This is a genomic window from Kaustia mangrovi, from assembly GCF_015482775.1.
In the GTDB taxonomy this organism is placed as follows: domain Bacteria; phylum Pseudomonadota; class Alphaproteobacteria; order Rhizobiales; family Im1; genus Kaustia; species Kaustia mangrovi.
This window is the reverse complement of record NZ_CP058214.1, coordinates 1,461,511-1,479,148: the sequence shown is the minus strand read 5'-3', so window position 1 is coordinate 1,479,148 and position 17,638 is coordinate 1,461,511. Positions and strand designations below refer to the sequence as shown.

Annotated in this window: 16 protein-coding genes; 12 read left to right on the top strand and 4 right to left on the bottom strand. The window is 68.3% G+C overall.

From position 1 onward, the window contains the following. Positions 1 to 52 precede the first annotated feature (52 nt). From HW532_RS06985 to HW532_RS06975, 3 genes are read left to right on the top strand one after another with little or no spacing between them, the layout of a single operon-like run. On the top strand, positions 53 to 931 hold the full coding sequence (locus tag HW532_RS06985) for a MurR/RpiR family transcriptional regulator (protein WP_213163703.1): 879 nt from the start codon (positions 53 to 55) through the stop codon (positions 929 to 931). Next, the gene (locus tag HW532_RS06980) at positions 928 to 2,241 is read left to right on the top strand and encodes a glutamine synthetase family protein (RefSeq protein ID WP_246479618.1); all 1,314 of its coding nucleotides are present in this window, start codon (positions 928 to 930) and stop codon (positions 2,239 to 2,241) included. The genes HW532_RS06985 and HW532_RS06980 overlap by 4 nt, the downstream gene beginning before the upstream one ends. A 35-nt stretch (positions 2,242 to 2,276) precedes the next feature. Beyond that, a complete protein-coding gene (locus tag HW532_RS06975) occupies positions 2,277 to 3,593 on the top strand; it encodes an aspartate aminotransferase family protein (protein ID WP_213163702.1) in 1,317 nt (438 codons plus the stop codon). A gap of 28 nt (positions 3,594 to 3,621) precedes the next feature. Here HW532_RS06975 and HW532_RS06970 read toward each other — a convergent pair whose 3' ends face one another. Together HW532_RS06970 and HW532_RS06965 are read right to left on the bottom strand one after the other, a co-directional pair. Further along, positions 3,622 to 4,371 carry a FadR/GntR family transcriptional regulator gene (locus HW532_RS06970; RefSeq protein WP_246479617.1) on the bottom strand — a complete coding sequence of 250 codons (750 nt, stop codon included), beginning with the start codon at positions 4,369 to 4,371 and terminating at the stop codon, positions 3,622 to 3,624. Positions 4,372 to 4,528: 157 nt separating this feature from the next. Continuing rightward, on the bottom strand, positions 4,529 to 5,269 hold the full coding sequence (locus HW532_RS06965; protein ID WP_213163700.1) for an SDR family NAD(P)-dependent oxidoreductase: 741 nt from the start codon (positions 5,267 to 5,269) through the stop codon (positions 4,529 to 4,531). A gap of 164 nt (positions 5,270 to 5,433) precedes the next feature. Here HW532_RS06965 and HW532_RS06960 point away from each other — a divergent pair, with 164 nt between their 5' ends. The 9 genes from HW532_RS06960 to HW532_RS06920 all read left to right on the top strand — a co-directional run bounded on the left by HW532_RS06960 (position 5,434) and on the right by HW532_RS06920 (position 14,895). Then, positions 5,434 to 6,237: a shikimate dehydrogenase family protein gene (locus HW532_RS06960; RefSeq protein ID WP_213163699.1), complete on the top strand. Its 804-nt coding sequence runs from the start codon at positions 5,434 to 5,436 to the stop codon at positions 6,235 to 6,237. A 108-nt stretch (positions 6,238 to 6,345) separates the two neighbouring features. Continuing rightward, positions 6,346 to 7,584, top strand: a complete 1,239-nt coding sequence (locus HW532_RS06955; protein ID WP_213163698.1) for a branched-chain amino acid ABC transporter substrate-binding protein — start codon at positions 6,346 to 6,348, stop codon at positions 7,582 to 7,584. Positions 7,585 to 7,692: 108 nt separating this feature from the next. Next, positions 7,693 to 8,634: a branched-chain amino acid ABC transporter permease gene (locus HW532_RS06950; protein ID WP_213163697.1), complete on the top strand. Its 942-nt coding sequence runs from the start codon at positions 7,693 to 7,695 to the stop codon at positions 8,632 to 8,634. 13 nt (positions 8,635 to 8,647) lie between these two features. After that, positions 8,648 to 9,946 carry a branched-chain amino acid ABC transporter permease gene (locus HW532_RS06945; protein ID WP_213163696.1) on the top strand — a complete coding sequence of 433 codons (1,299 nt, stop codon included), beginning with the start codon at positions 8,648 to 8,650 and terminating at the stop codon, positions 9,944 to 9,946. Continuing rightward, positions 9,943 to 10,698 (top strand): ABC transporter ATP-binding protein, encoded by a 756-nt coding sequence (locus HW532_RS06940; protein WP_213163695.1) that lies wholly within the window; start codon positions 9,943 to 9,945, stop codon positions 10,696 to 10,698. Before HW532_RS06945 ends, HW532_RS06940 begins: the two co-directional genes overlap by 4 nt. Next, positions 10,698 to 11,405, top strand: a complete 708-nt coding sequence (locus tag HW532_RS06935) for an ABC transporter ATP-binding protein (protein WP_213163694.1) — start codon at positions 10,698 to 10,700, stop codon at positions 11,403 to 11,405. Before HW532_RS06940 ends, HW532_RS06935 begins: the two co-directional genes overlap by 1 nt. Further along, a complete protein-coding gene (locus tag HW532_RS06930) occupies positions 11,402 to 12,196 on the top strand; it encodes an SDR family NAD(P)-dependent oxidoreductase (RefSeq protein WP_213163693.1) in 795 nt (264 codons plus the stop codon). Before HW532_RS06935 ends, HW532_RS06930 begins: the two co-directional genes overlap by 4 nt. A 26-nt stretch (positions 12,197 to 12,222) precedes the next feature. Next, entirely contained in the window at positions 12,223 to 14,409 is a 2,187-nt protein-coding gene (locus HW532_RS06925) for an alpha-ketoacid dehydrogenase subunit alpha/beta (RefSeq protein ID WP_213163692.1), read from the top strand. A gap of 15 nt (positions 14,410 to 14,424) precedes the next feature. Continuing rightward, positions 14,425 to 14,895, top strand: coding sequence for a VOC family protein (locus HW532_RS06920; RefSeq protein WP_246479615.1), 471 nt, complete (start codon positions 14,425 to 14,427; stop codon positions 14,893 to 14,895). 151 nt (positions 14,896 to 15,046) lie between these two features. On the opposite strand, the gene polX is transcribed toward HW532_RS06920, so the two are convergent. Then, positions 15,047 to 16,765, bottom strand: coding sequence for a DNA polymerase/3'-5' exonuclease PolX (gene polX / locus HW532_RS06915; RefSeq protein ID WP_213163691.1), 1,719 nt, complete (start codon positions 16,763 to 16,765; stop codon positions 15,047 to 15,049). A 46-nt stretch (positions 16,766 to 16,811) separates the two neighbouring features. Further along, the gene (locus HW532_RS06910; RefSeq protein ID WP_213163690.1) at positions 16,812 to 17,252 is read right to left on the bottom strand and encodes a DUF3775 domain-containing protein; all 441 of its coding nucleotides are present in this window, start codon (positions 17,250 to 17,252) and stop codon (positions 16,812 to 16,814) included. Between the last annotated feature and the right edge of the window lie 386 nt (positions 17,253 to 17,638).

The following is a 17,638-nucleotide window of genomic DNA, read 5'->3' as shown; positions in this document are numbered from 1 at the left end:
GCAAGCCCGGGGAGGCGGTGGCAGGGGAGCCAGGAGGAAAGGCAGGGCGCATATGACGGTCAAATCCGAAATCCAGGCGATGTCCGCAGACCTCACCAGCGCGGAGCGCAAGATCGCCGCGGTCGTTCTGGCCGACTATCCCTTCGGCGGGCTCCTGACGATCCAGGAGCTCGCGGCGAAGGCCCATGTCAGCCCGCCCTCGATCACGAGGTTCACCGCCAAGCTCGGCTGTGCGGGCTATCACGAGTTCCAGCGCCGGCTGATCGACGAGCTCAAGCAGAGCGCCCGGCGCTCGCCCATCGACCTGCGCGCGACCCAGGAGGTGGAGGCCCGCGACGGGCTCCTGAAGGACTATGTGGCGCGCGTGCAGAACCGGTTGGGCCAGGTGACCGACACGGTGTCGGAGGCCGATTTCGACGCGATCTGCGACATGCTGGCCGATCCTCGACGGGCCATCTTCATCCTCGGCGGGCGGGTGAGCGACTCGCTCGGCCTCTTCTTCTCCATGTCCCTGCGCTTCCTGCGCCGCGACATCTATCACGTGCCGTCCAATCCCGAGCTGTGGCCGGAATACATCCAGCGCATGCGCAGCAAGGACGTGGTCGTGCTCTTCGACTTCCGGCGCTACCAGCCGGGCCTCCTGAACTTCGCCGAATCCCTGTCGGAGGCCGCAAAACCGCAGATCGTGCTGGTGACCGACCAGTGGCTGTCGCCCATTGCGGGGCTTGCCGCGCGCACCATCGCCATGCCCATCGAGGTGGGCACCGCATGGGACACCATCGTGCCGCCGCTCGCCGTGCTGGAGGCGATGGTGGTCAAGATCGCGGAAGACAACTGGGACGACGTTCACCCCCGCCTGCAGGCCTGGGACCGGCTGCGCCGGCGGTCCTCGCCGCCTCAATCCACACAAGACCAGGAGCCGCTTCCATGACGACTGACCCCCTGATGATGGCCTGTGTCGGCGATGTGTCCGGCATGGTTCGGGGCAAGGGCTTCCCCGTTTCGGCCTTCGAGAAGAGGGTGGAGAAGGGGGTGGGGTGGACACCCACCAATGTGCAGATCACCTGTTTCGACACCATTGCCGACAGCCCCTATGGCTCGCTCGGCGACCTCGTGCTCTGGCCCGAGCGCACGAGTTTCAGGACCGTGCGCCTCGGCGAGGCGGAGGGGTCGGAGGAGCGCTATGTGCTGGGCGATATCGCCCATCTGGACGGCACGCCATGGGAATGCTGCCTGCGCTCCATGCTGAAGCGCGCGCTCGCGGATCTGGAGGCGCTGACGGGCTGGCGGCTCGTCTCCACCTTCGAGCACGAGTTCATGTTCAGGAGCGGGCGGTCCGCCGGGGCGGCGTTTTCGCTGTCCGGCTTCCGCCACCGGGCGGGCTTCGGCGAGGCCTTCATGGGCGCGCTCGGGCAGGTGGGCATCGTGCCGGACAGCTTCCTGCGCGAATACGGGCCCGGGCAGTACGAGGTCACCGTCGATCCGGCCGAAGGGGTCGAGGCCGCCGACCAGGCGATGATGCTGCGCGAACTCGCCCGCGCGACCGCGGCGGTATTCGGCGAGGAGGTGACCTTCACGCCGCTGATCGATCCCGCCGCGGTCGGCAATGGCGTGCATGTCCATTTCAGCTTTCTCGACCGCACGGGCGAACCCGTCATGTACGACGCGGCGGGCCGCCACGGCCTGTCGGAAAAGGCGGGGTCCTTCGTCGCCGGCATTCTGGCGCATCTCGACGCGATCCTCTGCCTGACCGCGCCGAGCCGGATCTCCTACGGGCGCCTCACGCCCCACCGCTGGAGCGCGGCCTTCAACAATCTGGGCGACAAGGACCGCGAGGCCTCGCTCAGGATCTGCCCGACCTCCGCGAAGGACGAGGAGGGCCGCGCCCGCCAGTTCAACGTCGAATACCGCGCCGCCGACGCCGCGGCCAATCCGCATCTCGCGCTCGCCGCGCTGGTCATGGCGGGCTGCCAGGGCATCCGCGACGGGCTCGCAGCGCCCGAGGCGACGCAGGAGGATCTCAGCCTCCTCGATCCGGAAGCACTCGCGCGGCGCGGCTATCGCAGGCTGCCGATCACACTGGCCGACGCGCTCGACCGGCTGGAGGCGTCCGCCACCGTACGCTCGTGGTTCCCGGAGGGCTTCGCCGATATCTATCTCGCCCACAAGCGCGGTGAGCTCGCCCATCTCGACGGCCTGTCGGAGGAGGAGGCCTGCGCGGCCTACGCGGCCGTCTACTGAGGATCGTTCAACGGCTTGGAGGGAGGCCAATCGCGATGTCACTGTTCGAGGACGACCGCCGGTTCAATGCGCGCCTGCAGAAGCTGCGGTTCTTCCCGCTCGCGGTCACGGGCGGGGCGGGCTGCCGGCTCAGGGACGAGAGCGGGCGCGAGCCGCTCGATTTCTCCGCCGCGTGGGGCGCGGCCTCGCTCGGCTACGGCCATCCCGCGCTCGCCGGCGCGGTCGCGGAGGCGGCGCGCGATCCCGCGGGCGCCAGCATCCTGTCGGGCGCCACCGCGCCGGCAACCCGTCTCGCCGAGTGTCTTCTGGAGCTCACGCCCGGCACGGGCGAGCGCCGGGTGTGGATCGGCCATTCCGGCTCCGATGCCAACGAGGCGACCGTGCGCGCCGTGAAGCTCGCGACGGGCCGGCCGCGCATCCTCGCCTTCGAGGGTGCCTATCACGGCGGGATCGGCCATTCCATGGCGGTCTCCGGCCATGTGGCCCAGGAGGGTGTGGACAAGGATCCGGGGCTGACCCTCGTGCCCTATCCCGATCCCTACCGGCCGCCACGGGACGGCCAGGCGCCCGGCGCGGCGGTTCTGGCCCGGCTGGAGGCGCTCTTCGCGACGACCGTTCCGCCGGAGGAGGTGGCGGCCTTCTTCATCGAGCCGATCCAGGCCGATGGCGGGCTCATCGTGCCGCCGGAGGGCTTCCTTCGCGACCTTGCCGCGCTCTGCCGGCGTCACGGCATCCTGCTCGTCTGCGACGAGGTGAAGGTCGGTCTTGCGCGCAGCGGCACGCTGCACTGCTTCGAGCAGGAGGGAATCGCGCCCGACATCGTGACCCTCGGCAAGGGGCTCGGCGGCGGGCTGCCGGTCTCCGCGGCGGTCGGTCCGGCTGAGATTTTCGATGCCGCGCCGGCCTATTCCATGCAGACGCTGCACGGCAATCCGGTCTGCGCGAGTGCCGCGCTGGCCGTTCTCGCCGAGATCGAGGGGGAGGGCCTTGCCGCCCATGCCCGCGAGGTCGGCGGGCATCTTGCCGGCGCCCTCCGCACGCTTGCCGACCGCCAGCCGCTCATCGGCAACGTTCGCGGGCGCGGCCTCGCGATCGGTGTGGAGCTCGTGGCCGACCGGACGACGCGAGAGCCCGCCACGCAGGCCACCGCGCTCGCCATGGCGCGCTGCTTCGAACTCGGCCTCGTCGTCTATTGCGTGGGCATGCACTCAAACGTGCTGGAGATCACGCCGCCGCTTGTCCTCACCCGCGAGGACGCGGAGGAGGGCGCGGCGATCATCGCCCATGCGCTGGAGGATGTCGCGGCGGGCCGCGTCGACCCGGCCGTTCTGGACGGTTTCGACGGCTGGTGAGCGTCCCGACGAGAGGGGCGCTCCAGGCTCAGCCGGCGGGCCGGAGGCTGCCCTTCTCTTCCCTGTAGAGCTCGAGCCGGGCGGCAGCGTTGCGCAGATGCCGCTCGGCGGCGTCCTTCGCCGCGACGGGATCGGCCGCGACGATGGCGTCGTAGATCGCCTCGTGCTCCTGCTGGACCTTGTAGGCGAGCCCCTCGAAGCGGGCGGTACTTGCGCGCGCGGCGCGGATGAGGTTGCGCACGCGGCTTTCCAGAAAAGTCACCAGCGCGATGAAGAAGGGGTTCTCCGTCGCCTCGACGATGCTGCGATGGAAGGCGACATCCTCGTCGACCCCGCTCTCGCCGTCGTCGATGGCCTTCGCCATGGCGTCGAGCGCGGCCTTGATGGTCTGAAGGTCCTTTTCCGAGCGGCGCTCGGCGGCCAGTGCGGTCGCGGCGACCTCGATGGAGATGAGGAGCTCCAGGATATGGGCGAGCTCCTTCTGGTTGTTGAGGTCCGGCTCGTCGATGCGGAAGGACGAGCCGCCCGTATCCTCCCTCACGAAAACGCCGCGCCCCTGGAAGGATTCGAGAACGCCGTCATATTTGAGCTGGGAGATCGCCTCGCGGACCACGGGCCGCGAGACGCCGAACATGCGGCAGAGCTGCTGCTCCGTCGGCAGCCGGTCGCCGGGCTTCAGCGTGCCCTTGTTCACCTCGTCGCGCAGCATGCGGGCGATCTCGTCCGGCAGGCTCGGCGCGCGCTCGAGGCGGGCGCCGCTGTCCTGTCCGATCTCCACTGGTTTCCTCGTCGCCATCTCTGAAAGACCGATGCGTCTGTCTGGTCCAGCCGCTGGATCAACCTACACTCGGGCGGACTCGACCTGAGTGTAGAAAAGTTAACCGTTCTCAAAGTGTTAGAGCAACTTATCTGCGTCCGGCTCGACGCAGGTTGCTCTAGCTCACGATATACAGACCGCCATTGACGTGCAGCGTCTCGCCATTGACGAAGCTCGCCCAGTCGCTGCACAGGAAGGCGATGGCGCGGGCGACCTCCTCCGGCGTGCCGAGCCGTTTCAGGGGCGTCGCCGCGATCAGCTCGTCGCCGCGCGCTGCCAGCAGGGGCTGGATGAGCGGGGTCTCGATCAGGCCGGGCGAGACGGAATTGACCCGGATTCGGGGTGCGAGCTCAAGGGCGAGGCTGCGCGAGAAGCTCAAGACCGCGCCCTTCGCCGCGGAATAATGGGCGTGCTGGTAGCTGCCGCGATGGCCGGCCATGGAGGCGATGTTGACGATGGAGCCGCCGTCGCGCAGGACATGCGCAAAGGCCCGGCAGGTGTAGAAGACGCCGTCGAGATTGATGCCGATGGTCTCCGCCCATTGCGCGTCGGTCATGGTGTCCACGAGCTGGTCGCGGTAGAGGCCTGCACCGGTCACGAGGAAATCCGCGCCGCCGAAGCGCTCCTTGCAGGCTTCGGCCAGCGCGTCGGCATCGTCGGCGCTGCGCGCGTCCTGGCTGAGCGTGACGATCCGGGTGCCCTCCGGGTCCAGTGTGCGGGCGAAGTCCTCGAGCCCGTCGAGCGCGATATCGCTCAGGACGAGATTGGCCCCGAGCCCGAAGAAGGTCTCCGCGACGGCGCGGGTGATGCCGCCATTGGCTCCGGTGAGAACGAGCACCCGGTCCTGGAAGTCGAACATGTTTCCTCCACATCTGCCGGCCGTTTCGCGGCCTTCTCAATTCCGTGTTCGCAAAAACTTGTCAGATAACCTGTCAAGTGGCAAGATGCTTCGGCAAGGACGAGATCGCGGCGGCAAAACGATCCGCGGCTCACGGGAAACGCAAGGGGACGTCAGAGAGGGCCATGATCACGGGCAGGACTCGGGTTTTCGGTATCATCGCCGATCCGGTTCATCACGTCCGCACGCCTCAAGTCATGAACGACTATTTCGCCGCGCATCGTGTCGATGCCGTCATGGTGCCGCTCAATGTGGCGCGCGGGGATGTGGAAACCGTTCTGGAGGCCGTGCGCCGCCTTCCCAATGTCGGCGGGCTGATCGTCACCGTGCCGCACAAGGCCGCGGTCGTGCCGCTGTGCGACGAGGCCGGCGAGCAGGCGCGGCTCATCGGGGCGGCCAACGCGATCCGGCGCACCGCTGACGGGCGCCTCGTCTGCGACATGTTCGACGGCAAGGGCTTCCTGGGCGGGCTTCTCGCGCAAGGCATCGATCCGAAGGGCCAGCGCGTGCTGCTGCTCGGCGCGGGCGGCGCGGCCTCGGCCATCGCCTTCGCGCTCGCCGGCCACGGCGTCGCCGCGCTCACCATCGCCAACCGCACGCGCGACAAGGCCCGCGATCTCGCGGCCCGCGTCGCCGCGGCGGTGCCGTCCTGCCTGGCGACGGACGGCCCGCCGGACCCTGCGGGCCACGATCTCGTCGTCAACGCGACCTCCCTTGGCCTGAAGGCCGACGACCCGCTGCCGCTCGATGCGGGGGCGCTGGAGCGCGGGACGACGGTTGCGGAAATCATCATGCAGCCCGAACGCACGGCGCTGATCGAGGCGGCGGAGGCCAGGGGCTGCCGGGTCCATGCCGGCCGCCACATGCTCGACGAGCAGATCCGGCTTCTGGCCGAATTCCTCGGCGCAGACAGGGCGGAGGCGGCGTGACGGGGTGACGGGACAGGCCTCCGGAGACCGGGGGCGACGGGGTTCGGGATCGCGCGGCGGTCCCCGGACATGGATGACACGAAGCAAGAAACGCATGGGAGGAAACCAATGACAGTCAGAAAACTCGGCCTTGCCCTCGGGCTTGCGGCGGCGGCCGGCCTCGGTGCCGGCGCGGCGCAGGCGGAGCCGCTCAAGATCGGAATCATCGAGTCGCTTTCAGGCTCGCAGACCTCGACCGGGCGGCTGTTCGCGACCGCGGCGGAGTATGTCGTCGATCAGATCAACGCCGATGGCGGCTTCAACGGCGAACCCATCGAGGTGATCGAATACGACAATGCCGGCGGTACCACGGGGGCGGCCGACAAGTTCAAGCAGGCGGTCGCCGACGGCGTCCATATTGTCCTGCAGGGGGCGTCCTCGGCGATTGCCGGGCAGGTGACGGAGGATGTGCGCAAGCACAATATCCGCAATCCCGGCAACGAGCTCATGTACATCAATCTCGGCGCGGAGGCGCTCGCGCTCACCGGCGAGAAGTGCCATTTTTACCAGTTCCGCTTCACCACGACCGCGCCCATGCGCGTCAACGCCATGGTGGACGCCATGAAGGAGGCGGGCGATCTCGGCACCAAGGTCTATTCGATCAACCAGAACTATTCCTGGGGCCGCGACATGGAGGACGCGATCAAGGCCGCCGCCGACAGGGGCGACTACGAGGTCGTGGACACGGTCCTGCACGAGGTGAACAAGATCCAGGACTTCTCCCCCTTCGTCGCCAAGATCAAGGACGCCGGCCCTGACACGGTGATGACCGGCAACTGGTCGAACGACCTGCTCCTCCTGATGAAGGCGGCGGGCGATGCCGGCCTCGATGTGCGCTTCGGCACGACCTTCCTGGATCAGGTGGGCAACATCGCCAATGCCGGCGACACCGCGCTCGGCCATTACGTGGCGCATCCCTACAACATCGCCGCCGACGACAGCGATTTCGCGGAGAATTACAAGGCGGCGACCGGCCATTACCCGGTCTATATCGAGCCGCAGACCGTCAACGCCATCCGCACGCTGGGCGAGGCGCTGAAGACGGTGGACTTCGGCGGCGGCGATGTCAGCGTGACCGAGATCGCCAAGGCCATGGAGAACGCCTCCATCGAGACGCCTCTCGGCCCGATCACGGTGCGCAAGGACGACCACCAGGCGGTCCTGCCGGTCGTGGTGTCGAAGGTCGTGAAGGATCCGAAATACCCGGTGGACGGCACCGATCTCGGCTTCGGCGTCGTGAAGGTCGTTCCGGGCGAGGACGCGATCTACGAGGCCCAGGAAAGCTGCGAGATGGACCGTCCGTCCTGACGGCTGCGGCACATGGGGTCCGGCCCCGGGCGGATGACGGGAGAGACGTCCCGCATCCGCCCGGGCGGGCCGCTCGGTGATGGCTCAATCCGCGAAGGTTCACCCGGCATGGAATTCCTGATCGTCTCGACCCTGAACGGCGTGATCTACGGATTGCTGCTGTTCATGGTGTCCTCCGGCCTGACCTTGATCTTCGGCATGATGGGCGTCCTGAACTTCGCCCATGCGAGCTTCTACATGGTGGGCGCCTATATCGCCTACACCATCACGGCTCTGGTCGATTTCTGGGTCGGTCTGCTGGTCGCGCCCATCCTTGTGGGGCTTCTCGGCGTGCTGGTGGAGCGCTATCTGCTGCGCCGTGTCCACGAGCATGGCCACGCCCACGAGCTCCTGCTCACATTCGGGCTGGCCTTCATCTTCGAGGAACTGGTCAAGCTGTTCTACGGGGACTTCCCGGTGAACTACGCCATGCCGGACTATCTGCGCTTCCCCGCCTTCACCGTGTTCGGCACCGACTATCCCTTCTACCGGATCTTCATCGGGCTCGTGGCGGTCGCCATGTTCGTCGCGCTCTATCTTCTCCTGTCGCGCACGCGGGCGGGGCTTGTGGTGCGCGCCGCGGAGCGGCTGCCCTCCATGGCGGAGGCGCTCGGCCACAATGTGCCGCTCGTCTTCATGGGCGTGTTCGGCACGGGCGCGGCCTTTGCGGGGCTCGGCGGCGCGGTCGCGGGCGCCTTCTTCCCGACCAATCCGAACATGGCGCTGGAGCTCGGCGTGATCGTCTTCGTGGTGGTCGTGGTCGGCGGGCTCGGCTCGCTGGAGGGCTCGCTCATCGCCTCGCTGATGATCGGCCTGTTCTCCTCCTTCGCTGTCGGTCTCGACTGGTCGCTCGCCGGGCTCTTCTCGCTTGTCGGGCTGGGCGAGTGGGCGCGCGCGCTCGGCGGGGTGTTCACGCTCACCCTGTCGTCGATCTCCGGCACCATCCCGTTCCTCCTGATGCTCATCGTCCTGCTGGTGCGCCCGGCCGGCCTGATGGGCGAGCGCAACTGAGGGGGCGACCGGCATGCTCGCACGTATCGTCACCATCGCCGCGATCCTCGTCGTCCTCGTTGCGGTGCCCCCGCTTCTGGACATCGGCTGGCAGAACGCGATGACCAACATGCTGATCGCCTCGCTGTTCGCCGTGGCGTTCAACCTGCTCATCGGCCAGGCGGGACTTCTGTCCTTCGGCCACGCCGCCTTCTTCGGCGTCGGCGCCTTCGCCACGCTCCATCTCATGGTCGTCATCGAGGATGGCGGGCTCGCCTTCCCCACGCCGCTCCTGCCGCTGGCGGGCGCGGCGGGCGGCTTCGTCATCGGGGCCTTTGCGGGCTATTTCGCGACCATGCGCTCCGGCGTCTACTTCGCGCTCGTCACGCTCGCCATAGCGGAGCTCTTCCATTCGCTGGCGCCCCATTGGGACGGGCTGTTCGGCGGCGAGGCGGGGCTGTCCTCCATGCGCATGCCCTGGGGCGGGCTAATCTACGGCTCGCCTCTGGAGGTCTACTATCTGGCGCTCGGCTGGACGGTGCTGTCGGTCTTCCTCCTGTGGGCCTATACCCGAACCCCCTTCGGCCGCCTGACGCTGGCCCTCAGGGACAACGAGCAGCGCGTGCGCTTCATGGGCTACAACGCCCATTCCACGAAGGTCATCATCTTCGCGGTCTCCGCCATGTTCTCCGGCGTCGCCGGCGCGCTCCTGGCGATCTCCAACGAGACGGCGAACTACACGCTGTTCTCCACCCATGTGTCGGCGCAGGTGGTGCTGCACACCTTCGTGGGCGGCTCCACGGTGTTCTTCGGCCCGGTGATCGGGGCGAGCGTCTTCACGCTCTTCGCCTTCTTCGTCTCCGACGTGACGCGGTCCTGGCTGCTCTATCAGGGGCTGATCTTCGTGCTCGTCATGCTCTATGCGCCGCACGGCATCGGCGGGCTGGTCGACGCGCACCGGCGCCACTGGTCGCAGCTCAGATGGTCGGAACTCGCTCCGGCCTACGGGCTGGCGGCCCTTTCGGGGCTGGCCCTGTCGGGGGCGACGATCTTCCTGGTGGAGACCTTCGAGGTCCTGTTCTCACCGGAATATGCCGCCGCGCGGCGCCGGGCCGATGGCGCCTGGCCGCCATTCGAGCTCTTCGGCCTCGACTGGCAGGCCTTCGGCATTCTCACCTGGGCCGTGCCCGTTCTGCTGGCCGCGGCAGGGCTGCTGCTTCTGCCGCATGCGCGGCGCGCGCTCCGGCAGGCCTGGGACGGCGTTCTGGAGCGCACCGAGGCCGACCGGGCCGGCAGCGTCTCCCCCGAACTTGCAGGAGCGGCGGAACGATGAACACCGAACCAGTCCTCAGGCTCTCAGGCGTCGGCAAGGCCTTCGGCGCGCTGACGGTGATGAACGAGGTCAATCTCGACATCGCCGAGGGCGAGCGCCATGCCGTGATCGGGCCGAACGGCGCCGGCAAGTCGACACTGTTCAACCTGATCTCCGGCATGTTCCCCTTGAGCGCGGGCGATATCCGGCTGCGCGGGAAGACGATCTCCGGGCTCGCGCCCCACGAGATCAACCGGCGCGGCCTGTCGCGTTCCTTCCAGATCACCAACATCTTCCACCGCCTGTCGGTGTTCGAGAATCTGCGCATCGGGGTGATGGCGCGCCATGGCGTGCGCTATGGCCTGTTCCGCAGGGTGAGCCGGATGCGCGGCGTGAACGACGAGGCGCGCGCGGTCCTCGAGCGGGTCCGCCTCGCGCAGGTGGGCGACCGGCCGGCGGGCGATCTCACCTATTCGGAACAGCGCGCGCTGGAGATCGGCATGACGCTCGCCACCGGTGCGGACGTCATCCTGCTCGACGAGCCGACGGCGGGCATGTCGCGCGAGGAGACGGACCGGGCGGTGGAGCTCGTCCGCGAGATCACCGAGGGCAAGACGCTCCTGGTGGTGGAGCACGACATGAGCGTGGTGTTCAGCCTGTGCGACCGGGTCTCCGTGCTGGTCTACGGCAACATCCTGGCGACCGGCACGCCGGAGGAGATCCGCAATAACAGGCAGGTCCAGGAAGCCTATCTGGGCGAGGAGGTCGCGTGATGCTGCTCAGCGTCGAGGGGCTGCACGCCCATTACGGCAAGAGCCACATTCTCCACGGCGTCGATCTCGGCGTGGAGGACGGCGCCATCGTGAGCCTCCTGGGGCGCAACGGCTCCGGCCGGTCGACCACGCTCAGGGCGATGATGGGGATCGTTCCGCCGAGCGCGGGCAAGGTCGTGCTGGAGGGCCGGGACCTGACCGGCCTTCGCCCCTATACCGTGGCGCGCGCGGGGCTCGGCTATGTGCCGGAGGAGCGGCTGGCCTTCCCCAACCTCACCGTGGACGAGAACCTCCAGATGGGCGTCCAGCCGGGGCGCGCGGGCGAGACCCCGTGGACCGTGGAGGACATGTACGGCTATTTCCCGCGGCTCAGGGAGCGGCGCGCGACCAAGGCGGGCAACCTCTCCGGCGGCGAGCAGCAGATGCTCACCATGTGCCGGTCGCTCCTCGGCAATCCGCGCGTCCTCCTGATCGACGAGCCGACGGAGGGGCTCGCGCCGAAGATCGTGGAGGTGGTGATGGAGGTGATCCTCGACATCCAGCGCCGCGGCGTCGCGGTGGTCCTTGTCGAGCAGAAGCTCACCATCGCGCTCAAGGTCGCCCACAAGGTCTTCGTCATGGGCCATGGCGAGATCGTGTTCGAGGGAACGCCCGACGAGTTGCGCGAGCGTCCCGAGATCCGCCGCGACTGGCTGGAGGTGTCATGAGTGACGATCACGCGAAGGCCACCGCCGACGTGCGCTATCCCGACCTGGAGGGCCAGCGCGTGCTCGTCACGGGCGGCGCGTCCGGGCTGGGGCTCGCCATGGCGAAGGCCTTCGCCGGCCAGGGTTGCCGCGTCGCGCTGCTCGATCTCGACCGGGAGGGGCTCGACCGGGCGCTGGAGGCCCTGCCGTCGGACGCGCTCGGCCATTGCGGCTCGGTCGCCGACGAGGCCGATGTGGGGCGCACCTTCGAGGCGATGGACGAGGCGTTCGGCGGCGTCGACGTGGCGATCAACAATGCCGGCATCGCGATGAACGTGCCGACGCTCGAGCTGACGGCGAAGGCCTGGCAGAAGGCGCTCGACGTCAACCTCACCGGCGTCTTCCACTGCAGCCAGGCCGCCGCCCGGCGCATGATCGCGAACGGCTCGGGCGTCATCGTCAATCTCGCCTCCATGTATGGCGTGGTCGCCGCGCCGGAGCGCCTCGCCTACTGCGCGACGAAGAGCGGCGTGGCGATGATGACCAAGGCGCTCGCCATCGAGTGGGCGGACAAGGGCATCCGGGTGAACGCGGTGGCGCCGGGCTATGTGAGGACGGCGCTGGTGGAGGAGCTTGTCGAGGCCGACCGGCTGGACGAGACGGCGCTCAACCGCCGCACGCCGCTCGGCCGGCTCGGCACCGTGGAGGAGGTCGCCGACCTCGCCGTCTTCCTCGCCTCCGACAAGGCCCGTTACATCACGGGCCAGGTGGTGGGCGTCGACGGCGGCTGGACGGCCTACGGGTATGTTTGAGGACTGCGTAAGGAGAGCGACGAGCCATGCCGCAGACGAAACGCCTCACCGTTGACGCCCCCTGGGTGGAGATCGCCAGCACCAGTGCCGACTGGGCGAAGGCGGATCCGCGGCTTCTGGGCACCATGCTGACCGATCTGCATCTGATCCGTGCCTTCGAGGAGACGGTGCTCGCGCTCGACGGGGAGGGGCTGGTCCACGGGCCCGCCCATTCGAGCATCGGGCAGGAGGGCGGCGCGGTCGGCTCGATCATCGGGCTGAAGCCCGGCGACCAGGTCAATGGCTCGCATCGCGGCCATCATCAGTTCCTCGCCAAGGCGCTCGCCTATCTGGCGCGCGACGGGCTCGACCCCACGGGCGATCTGCCGGGCGACGTGACGGCGCTGCTCAAGCGCACGCTGGCGGAGATCATGGGGCTCGCGCAGGGCTTCTGCAAGGGGCGCGGGGGCTCCATGCATCTGCGCTGGGATGAGGCGGGCGTGCTCGGCACCAACGCCATTGTCGGCGGCGGCGTGCCCATGGCGGCGGGTGCGGCCTTCGCCCATCGCCGCGCCGGAACGGACCATGTGGCGGTCACCTATTTCGGCGACGGCGCGGTCAATATCGGCTCGGTGCTGGAGACCATGAACCTCGCCGCCGCCTGGCGCCTGCCGCTCTGCTTCTTCATCGAGAACAACCGCTATGCGGTGGCGACGACGGTGGACGAATCGACGGCGGAGCCGCGCCTGTCCTCGCGCGGGCAGGCCTTCGCCATCCCCTCATGGCGGGTCGACGGCATGGACCCCCTGGCGGTCCGGATCGCCATGGACCAGGCGCTGAAGCACATGCGCTCCGGCAAGGGGCCGACCGTCATCGAGGCGGAGGTCTATCGCTATTTCCACCAGAGCGGTCCGCTTCCCGGCAGCGCCTTCGGCTACCGCTCGAAGGACGAGGAGGCGGACTGGCGCGCCCGCGATCCGCTCGACCGGGTGGCCGCGGAGATGATGGCGCGCGGCCTGATCGACGAGGCCGCCGTCGACACGCTGCGCCAAAGGGCGCGCGATGCCATGGCGCGCGCCGCCGAGGAGCTGACCGAGCCCGACGGCAACCGCCGGCGCATCCCGGATGCGCTGTGGCCCTCGCCCGCCTTCCGCGACGAGGGCGTGCGCGGCGACCTGTCGGAGCTGAAGGACAAGCGCATGGCGGAGCTTGCGACCTTCTCCGGCCGGGTCGAGGAGCGCAAGTTCATCGAGGTCGTGGCCGATGTCATGCACCGGCGCATGGAGACCGACGAGCGCGTTCTGGTGATGGGCGAGGACATCCACCGGCTGAAGGGCGGCACGAACGGGGCGACGCGCGGACTGGCGGACGACTTCCCGGACCGGATCCTCGGCACGCCGATCAGCGAGAACGGGTTCTTCGGACTGGCCGGCGGTATCGCCATGGACGGCCGCTATCGCCCGGTGGTGGAGTTCATGTATCCCGATTTCATGTGGGTCGCCGCCGATCAGGTGTTCAACCAGGTGGGCAAGGCGCGCCACATGTTCGGCGGCGAGACGGCCATGCCGCTGGTGCTGCGCACCAAGGTCGCCATGGGCACGGGCTACGGTTCGCAGCATTCCATGGACCCGGCGGGGATCTTCTCCACCAGCGTCGGCTGGCGCATCGTCGCGCCCTCCACACCCTTCGACTATGTGGGCCTGATGAACAGCGCCATTGCCTGCGAGGACCCGGTGCTCGTGCTGGAGCATGTGGACCTCTACAACAGCACGGGCCCGGCACCTGTCGACGATCTCGACTACCACATTCCCATCGGCCGCGCGGCGGTCCTGCGGGAGGGCAGCGAGGTCACGGTCCTGACCTATCTCGCCATGACCCGCGTGGTGCGCGACGTGGTGGAGGCGCTCGGCATCGACGCGGAGATCGTCGATCTGCGCTCGCTCGACCGCGCGAGCCTCGACTGGGAGACCATCGGGGAGAGCGTACGCAAGACCAACAATGTGCTGATCGTGGAGCAGGGCGCGCTCGGCACTTCCTACGGCACGCTGCTGGGCGACGAGGTGCAGCGCCGGCTGTTCGACTGGCTGGACCAGCCGGTCAAGCGCGTGACCGGCGGCGAGGCCGCGCCGAGCGTGTCGAAGGTTCTCGAGAGCGCGACCATGGCGGGGCCCGAGGAGGTCGAGGCGGCATTGCGCGAGCTGATGGCGGACAAGGGCCGGCCGGTCGCGGCCTGAGCGAGGAGACACGGGATGAAGATGACAGCGCCCATCGAGATCGGCATCTGCTGCCGGGACCTCGACCGGCTGATGGCCTTCTATGTGGACGTTCTGGGCTGCCAGGCGGTCAACGACATCCACGTGCCCCCGAAGAAGGCGGCCGACGCCTCCATGGCGGAGGGCGGCTATCGCGTCGCGCGCATCCAGACGCCCCGGGGCGAGCGGCTGAAGCTCATCCAGCCCGCCGGCGGCCCGCGCGACGGGCAGGCGGCGGAGCGCTGGATCCTGGCGCGCGGCGGCATCGCCTATATCACCTTCATCGTGGACGACCTGAAGGCGATGAATGCCCGGTTGAAAGAGGCGGGTGTGGCCTTCCTCACCGGCGAGGACCCGGTGGAGGTGCGCCCGGAGACCTTCCTCACATTCGTGCGCGATCCGGAGGGCAATGTGCTGGAATTCGTCGAATATGGCGATATTCGCGAATACCGGCCGGATCTGGGCTGAGATGCCTTGCCGGGCGGCGTCTGGATGCCCGCCTTCGCGGGCATGAGCGGCAGGGTGCAGGACTGCCTGGCGTGTCCTCCGCCGGGCTCGCGCGCAGGCTGAGAGCCCGGCGGAAAGCGATGAGCGCCAAGGCGGGCGATGACGCGCAAGGCTACCGGGCGAGCATCTTCTCGAGTTTCGTCCACGGATGGGTGTTGAGGACGTCGGCCTTTTCCAGCCAGCCGCGCCGGGCCTGGTCGACGCCGAAGCGCATGACCGACAGGCCCGTGGTGGAATGGGCGTCGGTGGCGATCGAGACCTTCACCCCGAGTTCCTTGGCGGCGCGGCAGTGCACGTCGTCGAGGTCGAGTCGGATCGGGTGGGCGTTCACCTCCAGGAAGCAGCCGCGTTCCTTCGCGGCCTCGATGATCCGGTCGAGGTCGAGCGGATAGGGCTCGCGTTCCCCGACCAGCCGGCCGGTGGGATGCCCCAGAATGTTGAAATGGCGGTTGTCCATGGCGCGCAGGATGCGCTCGGTCTGCGCCTTGGACGCGAGGTCGAAATGGTAGTGGACGGAGCAGACGGTCAGGTCGAGCCGCTTCAGGATGCTGTCGGGCAGGTCGAGCGTGCCGTCGGTCAGGATGTCGACCTCGCAGGATTTGAGGATGCGGATGCCCTCCATCCCGTCATTGAGGCGGTCGATCTCGTCGAGCTGGGCTGCGAGGCGTTTCTCGTCCAGCCCGTTGGCGACGGTCGCGTGCTGGGAATGGTCGGTGATGGCGAGATAGTCGTAGCCCATCGCCTTCGCCGCCTCGGCCATCTCCTTCAGGCTGCTCGTGCCGTCGGACGCCGTGGTGTGGGCATGGAGGTCGCCCCGGATGTCGTCGAGCGTCACGAGCTCCGGCAGGTGCCCGCCGCGCGCGGCCTCGATCTCGCCGCGGTTCTCCCTGAGCTCCGGCGGGACGGGGGCGAGGCCGAGAGCGCCGTAGAGGTCTTCCTCCTTGCGGCCGCCGAGGTGTTTCCTGCCGCGATAGATGCCGTATTCGTTGATCTTGAGGCCCTTTGCCCGAGCGATCTTGCGCAGGGCGACCGTATGGGCCTTCGATCCGGTGAAGTACTGAAGCGCTGCGCCGTAGCTTTCCTCCGCCACGACGCGCAGATCGACCTGCAGGCCCGATTTCAGGCGGACGGTCGAGCGTGTCGAGCCCTTCGACACCACGTCCTCGATTTCGTCATAGCGGGTAAAATGGTCGATCACCGCCGCGCCGTCGGCGGCGGTGGCGAGGATGTCGAGATCGCCCACCGTCTCGCGCCGCCGGCGATAGCTGCCCGCCACGATCACGCGGGCGACGCCGCGTGCCGTCTTCAGATAGGCCTCGAGACCCTTCGCATAGTCCTCTGCGATGGAGATCCGGAAGCGCTGCTTCTTGGACCGGTGTGCCTCGATGGCCTCCAGGAATTGCGCCTCCACCGCCTCGCCGAAGCCCTCGAGCTCGCGAACCTTGCCGGCCTTGGCGGCGCTGGCGAGGTCGTCGAGGGAGGCGATGCCGAGCGCGTCGTGCAGCTTGCGGGCCCGCTTCGGGCCGATCCCCGGAATCCGGGTCAGGTCGGCGAGGGTGGCCGGGATGCGCTTCTCCGTCGCCTCCAGCTCGCGGAACCGGCCGGTCTCCACGATCTCGCAGATCTTCTCGGCGAGGTCGTCGCCGATTGCCGGCAGTTCGGAGAGATCGTCCCCGTCGGCCACCATGGCGGCGAGGCTTTCCGGCAGGTCGCGGATCGTGCCCGCGGCCTGGCGATAGGCGCGGACCCGGAACGGATTGGCGCCCTCGATATCGAGCAGGCCGGCCATCCGGTCGAACATGTCCGCGATATCGACATTGTGAACGGCCATTCGTGGAGATCCGTGGTTCGGCCCGGCGCCGCGCTGGCGGGACCGGTCACATGCGGCCCAGCTCGACACCTTCGCAGGAGCGGCCGAACTGGTTCAATCCCTCTTCCAGATAGTCCGACAGGAGCGCCAGTCCCAGGACATAGTCGGCGGTGCGTTCGTTGTGGGCCTCGGCGGCGGACCGGCGCAGCTCCGCCCAGTCGGCCAGCGTGCCGTCGCCGCGCCCGAGCCAGGCGAGCGCCACCAGATCGATCTGCTCGTCCTCGTCGAGATTCTGGATCACGCTTGTGAGCTCTTCCAGGACGGGGTCGTCGCTGCGGTCCTCAAGGACCGAATACATCATGTCGTCGGCCGCGTTGGAGCCGGGATCGGGGATGGTCGCGATGTCCTTGGCGTCGAATTCGCGCGCCTTGATGACGATGTAGCAGACCTTTTCCGTCGCGATCTCCAGCGGCGGGGTGCCCTTCGGCCAGGATTGCGATTTCACCATGTCGTGTCTCCCTGGACTGAACGCCCGGCGACCCTCCGGCAACAGGAGCGCCGCACCTCATGGAGCCTAGGCCGAGGGGCTGCGCACCGACTTGATGCTTGTCAAAGCCGGTGGCGGCGGCATGGGCCTACGCTTCACGTCTCGCGGGCCGCCTGACCTTTCATATGGTATTCGCACCACCTACCTTACTAGGGACACCGGTGGGGACCGGGACGCCTTGCCGCCGCAATCCGCAACGCGGGAGCAGTACGATGACGAGCCGACCGAAGGAATCCACATCGCCCGGCGGGACGCCCAAGCCCTCCAGGGAAGAGAAGAAGAAGCATCTGGACGAGCTTCTCGACGAAAGCCTTGAGGAAACCTTCCCGCGAGCGATCCGCCCGCGG

What these genes read in the sequence shown, in the direction of transcription:
- HW532_RS06985 (WP_213163703.1), top strand. Translation starts at nt 53, where the DNA reads ATGACGGTCAAATCCGAAATCCAGGCGATGTCCGCAGACCTCACCAGC.
- HW532_RS06980 (WP_246479618.1), top strand. Translation starts at nt 928, where the DNA reads ATGACGACTGACCCCCTGATGATGGCCTGTGTCGGCGATGTGTCCGGC.
- HW532_RS06975 (WP_213163702.1), top strand. Translation starts at nt 2,277, where the DNA reads ATGTCACTGTTCGAGGACGACCGCCGGTTCAATGCGCGCCTGCAGAAG.
- HW532_RS06965 (WP_213163700.1), bottom strand. Translation starts at nt 5,269, where the DNA reads ATGTTCGACTTCCAGGACCGGGTGCTCGTTCTCACCGGAGCCAATGGC.
- HW532_RS06960 (WP_213163699.1), top strand. Translation starts at nt 5,434, where the DNA reads ATGATCACGGGCAGGACTCGGGTTTTCGGTATCATCGCCGATCCGGTT.
- HW532_RS06955 (WP_213163698.1), top strand. Translation starts at nt 6,346, where the DNA reads ATGACAGTCAGAAAACTCGGCCTTGCCCTCGGGCTTGCGGCGGCGGCC.
- HW532_RS06950 (WP_213163697.1), top strand. Translation starts at nt 7,693, where the DNA reads ATGGAATTCCTGATCGTCTCGACCCTGAACGGCGTGATCTACGGATTG.
- HW532_RS06945 (WP_213163696.1), top strand. Translation starts at nt 8,648, where the DNA reads ATGCTCGCACGTATCGTCACCATCGCCGCGATCCTCGTCGTCCTCGTT.
- HW532_RS06940 (WP_213163695.1), top strand. Translation starts at nt 9,943, where the DNA reads ATGAACACCGAACCAGTCCTCAGGCTCTCAGGCGTCGGCAAGGCCTTC.
- HW532_RS06935 (WP_213163694.1), top strand. Translation starts at nt 10,698, where the DNA reads ATGCTGCTCAGCGTCGAGGGGCTGCACGCCCATTACGGCAAGAGCCAC.
- HW532_RS06930 (WP_213163693.1), top strand. Translation starts at nt 11,402, where the DNA reads ATGAGTGACGATCACGCGAAGGCCACCGCCGACGTGCGCTATCCCGAC.
- HW532_RS06925 (WP_213163692.1), top strand. Translation starts at nt 12,223, where the DNA reads ATGCCGCAGACGAAACGCCTCACCGTTGACGCCCCCTGGGTGGAGATC.
- HW532_RS06920 (WP_246479615.1), top strand. Translation starts at nt 14,425, where the DNA reads ATGAAGATGACAGCGCCCATCGAGATCGGCATCTGCTGCCGGGACCTC.
- polX (WP_213163691.1), bottom strand. Translation starts at nt 16,765, where the DNA reads ATGGCCGTTCACAATGTCGATATCGCGGACATGTTCGACCGGATGGCC.
- HW532_RS06910 (WP_213163690.1), bottom strand. Translation starts at nt 17,252, where the DNA reads ATGGTGAAATCGCAATCCTGGCCGAAGGGCACCCCGCCGCTGGAGATC.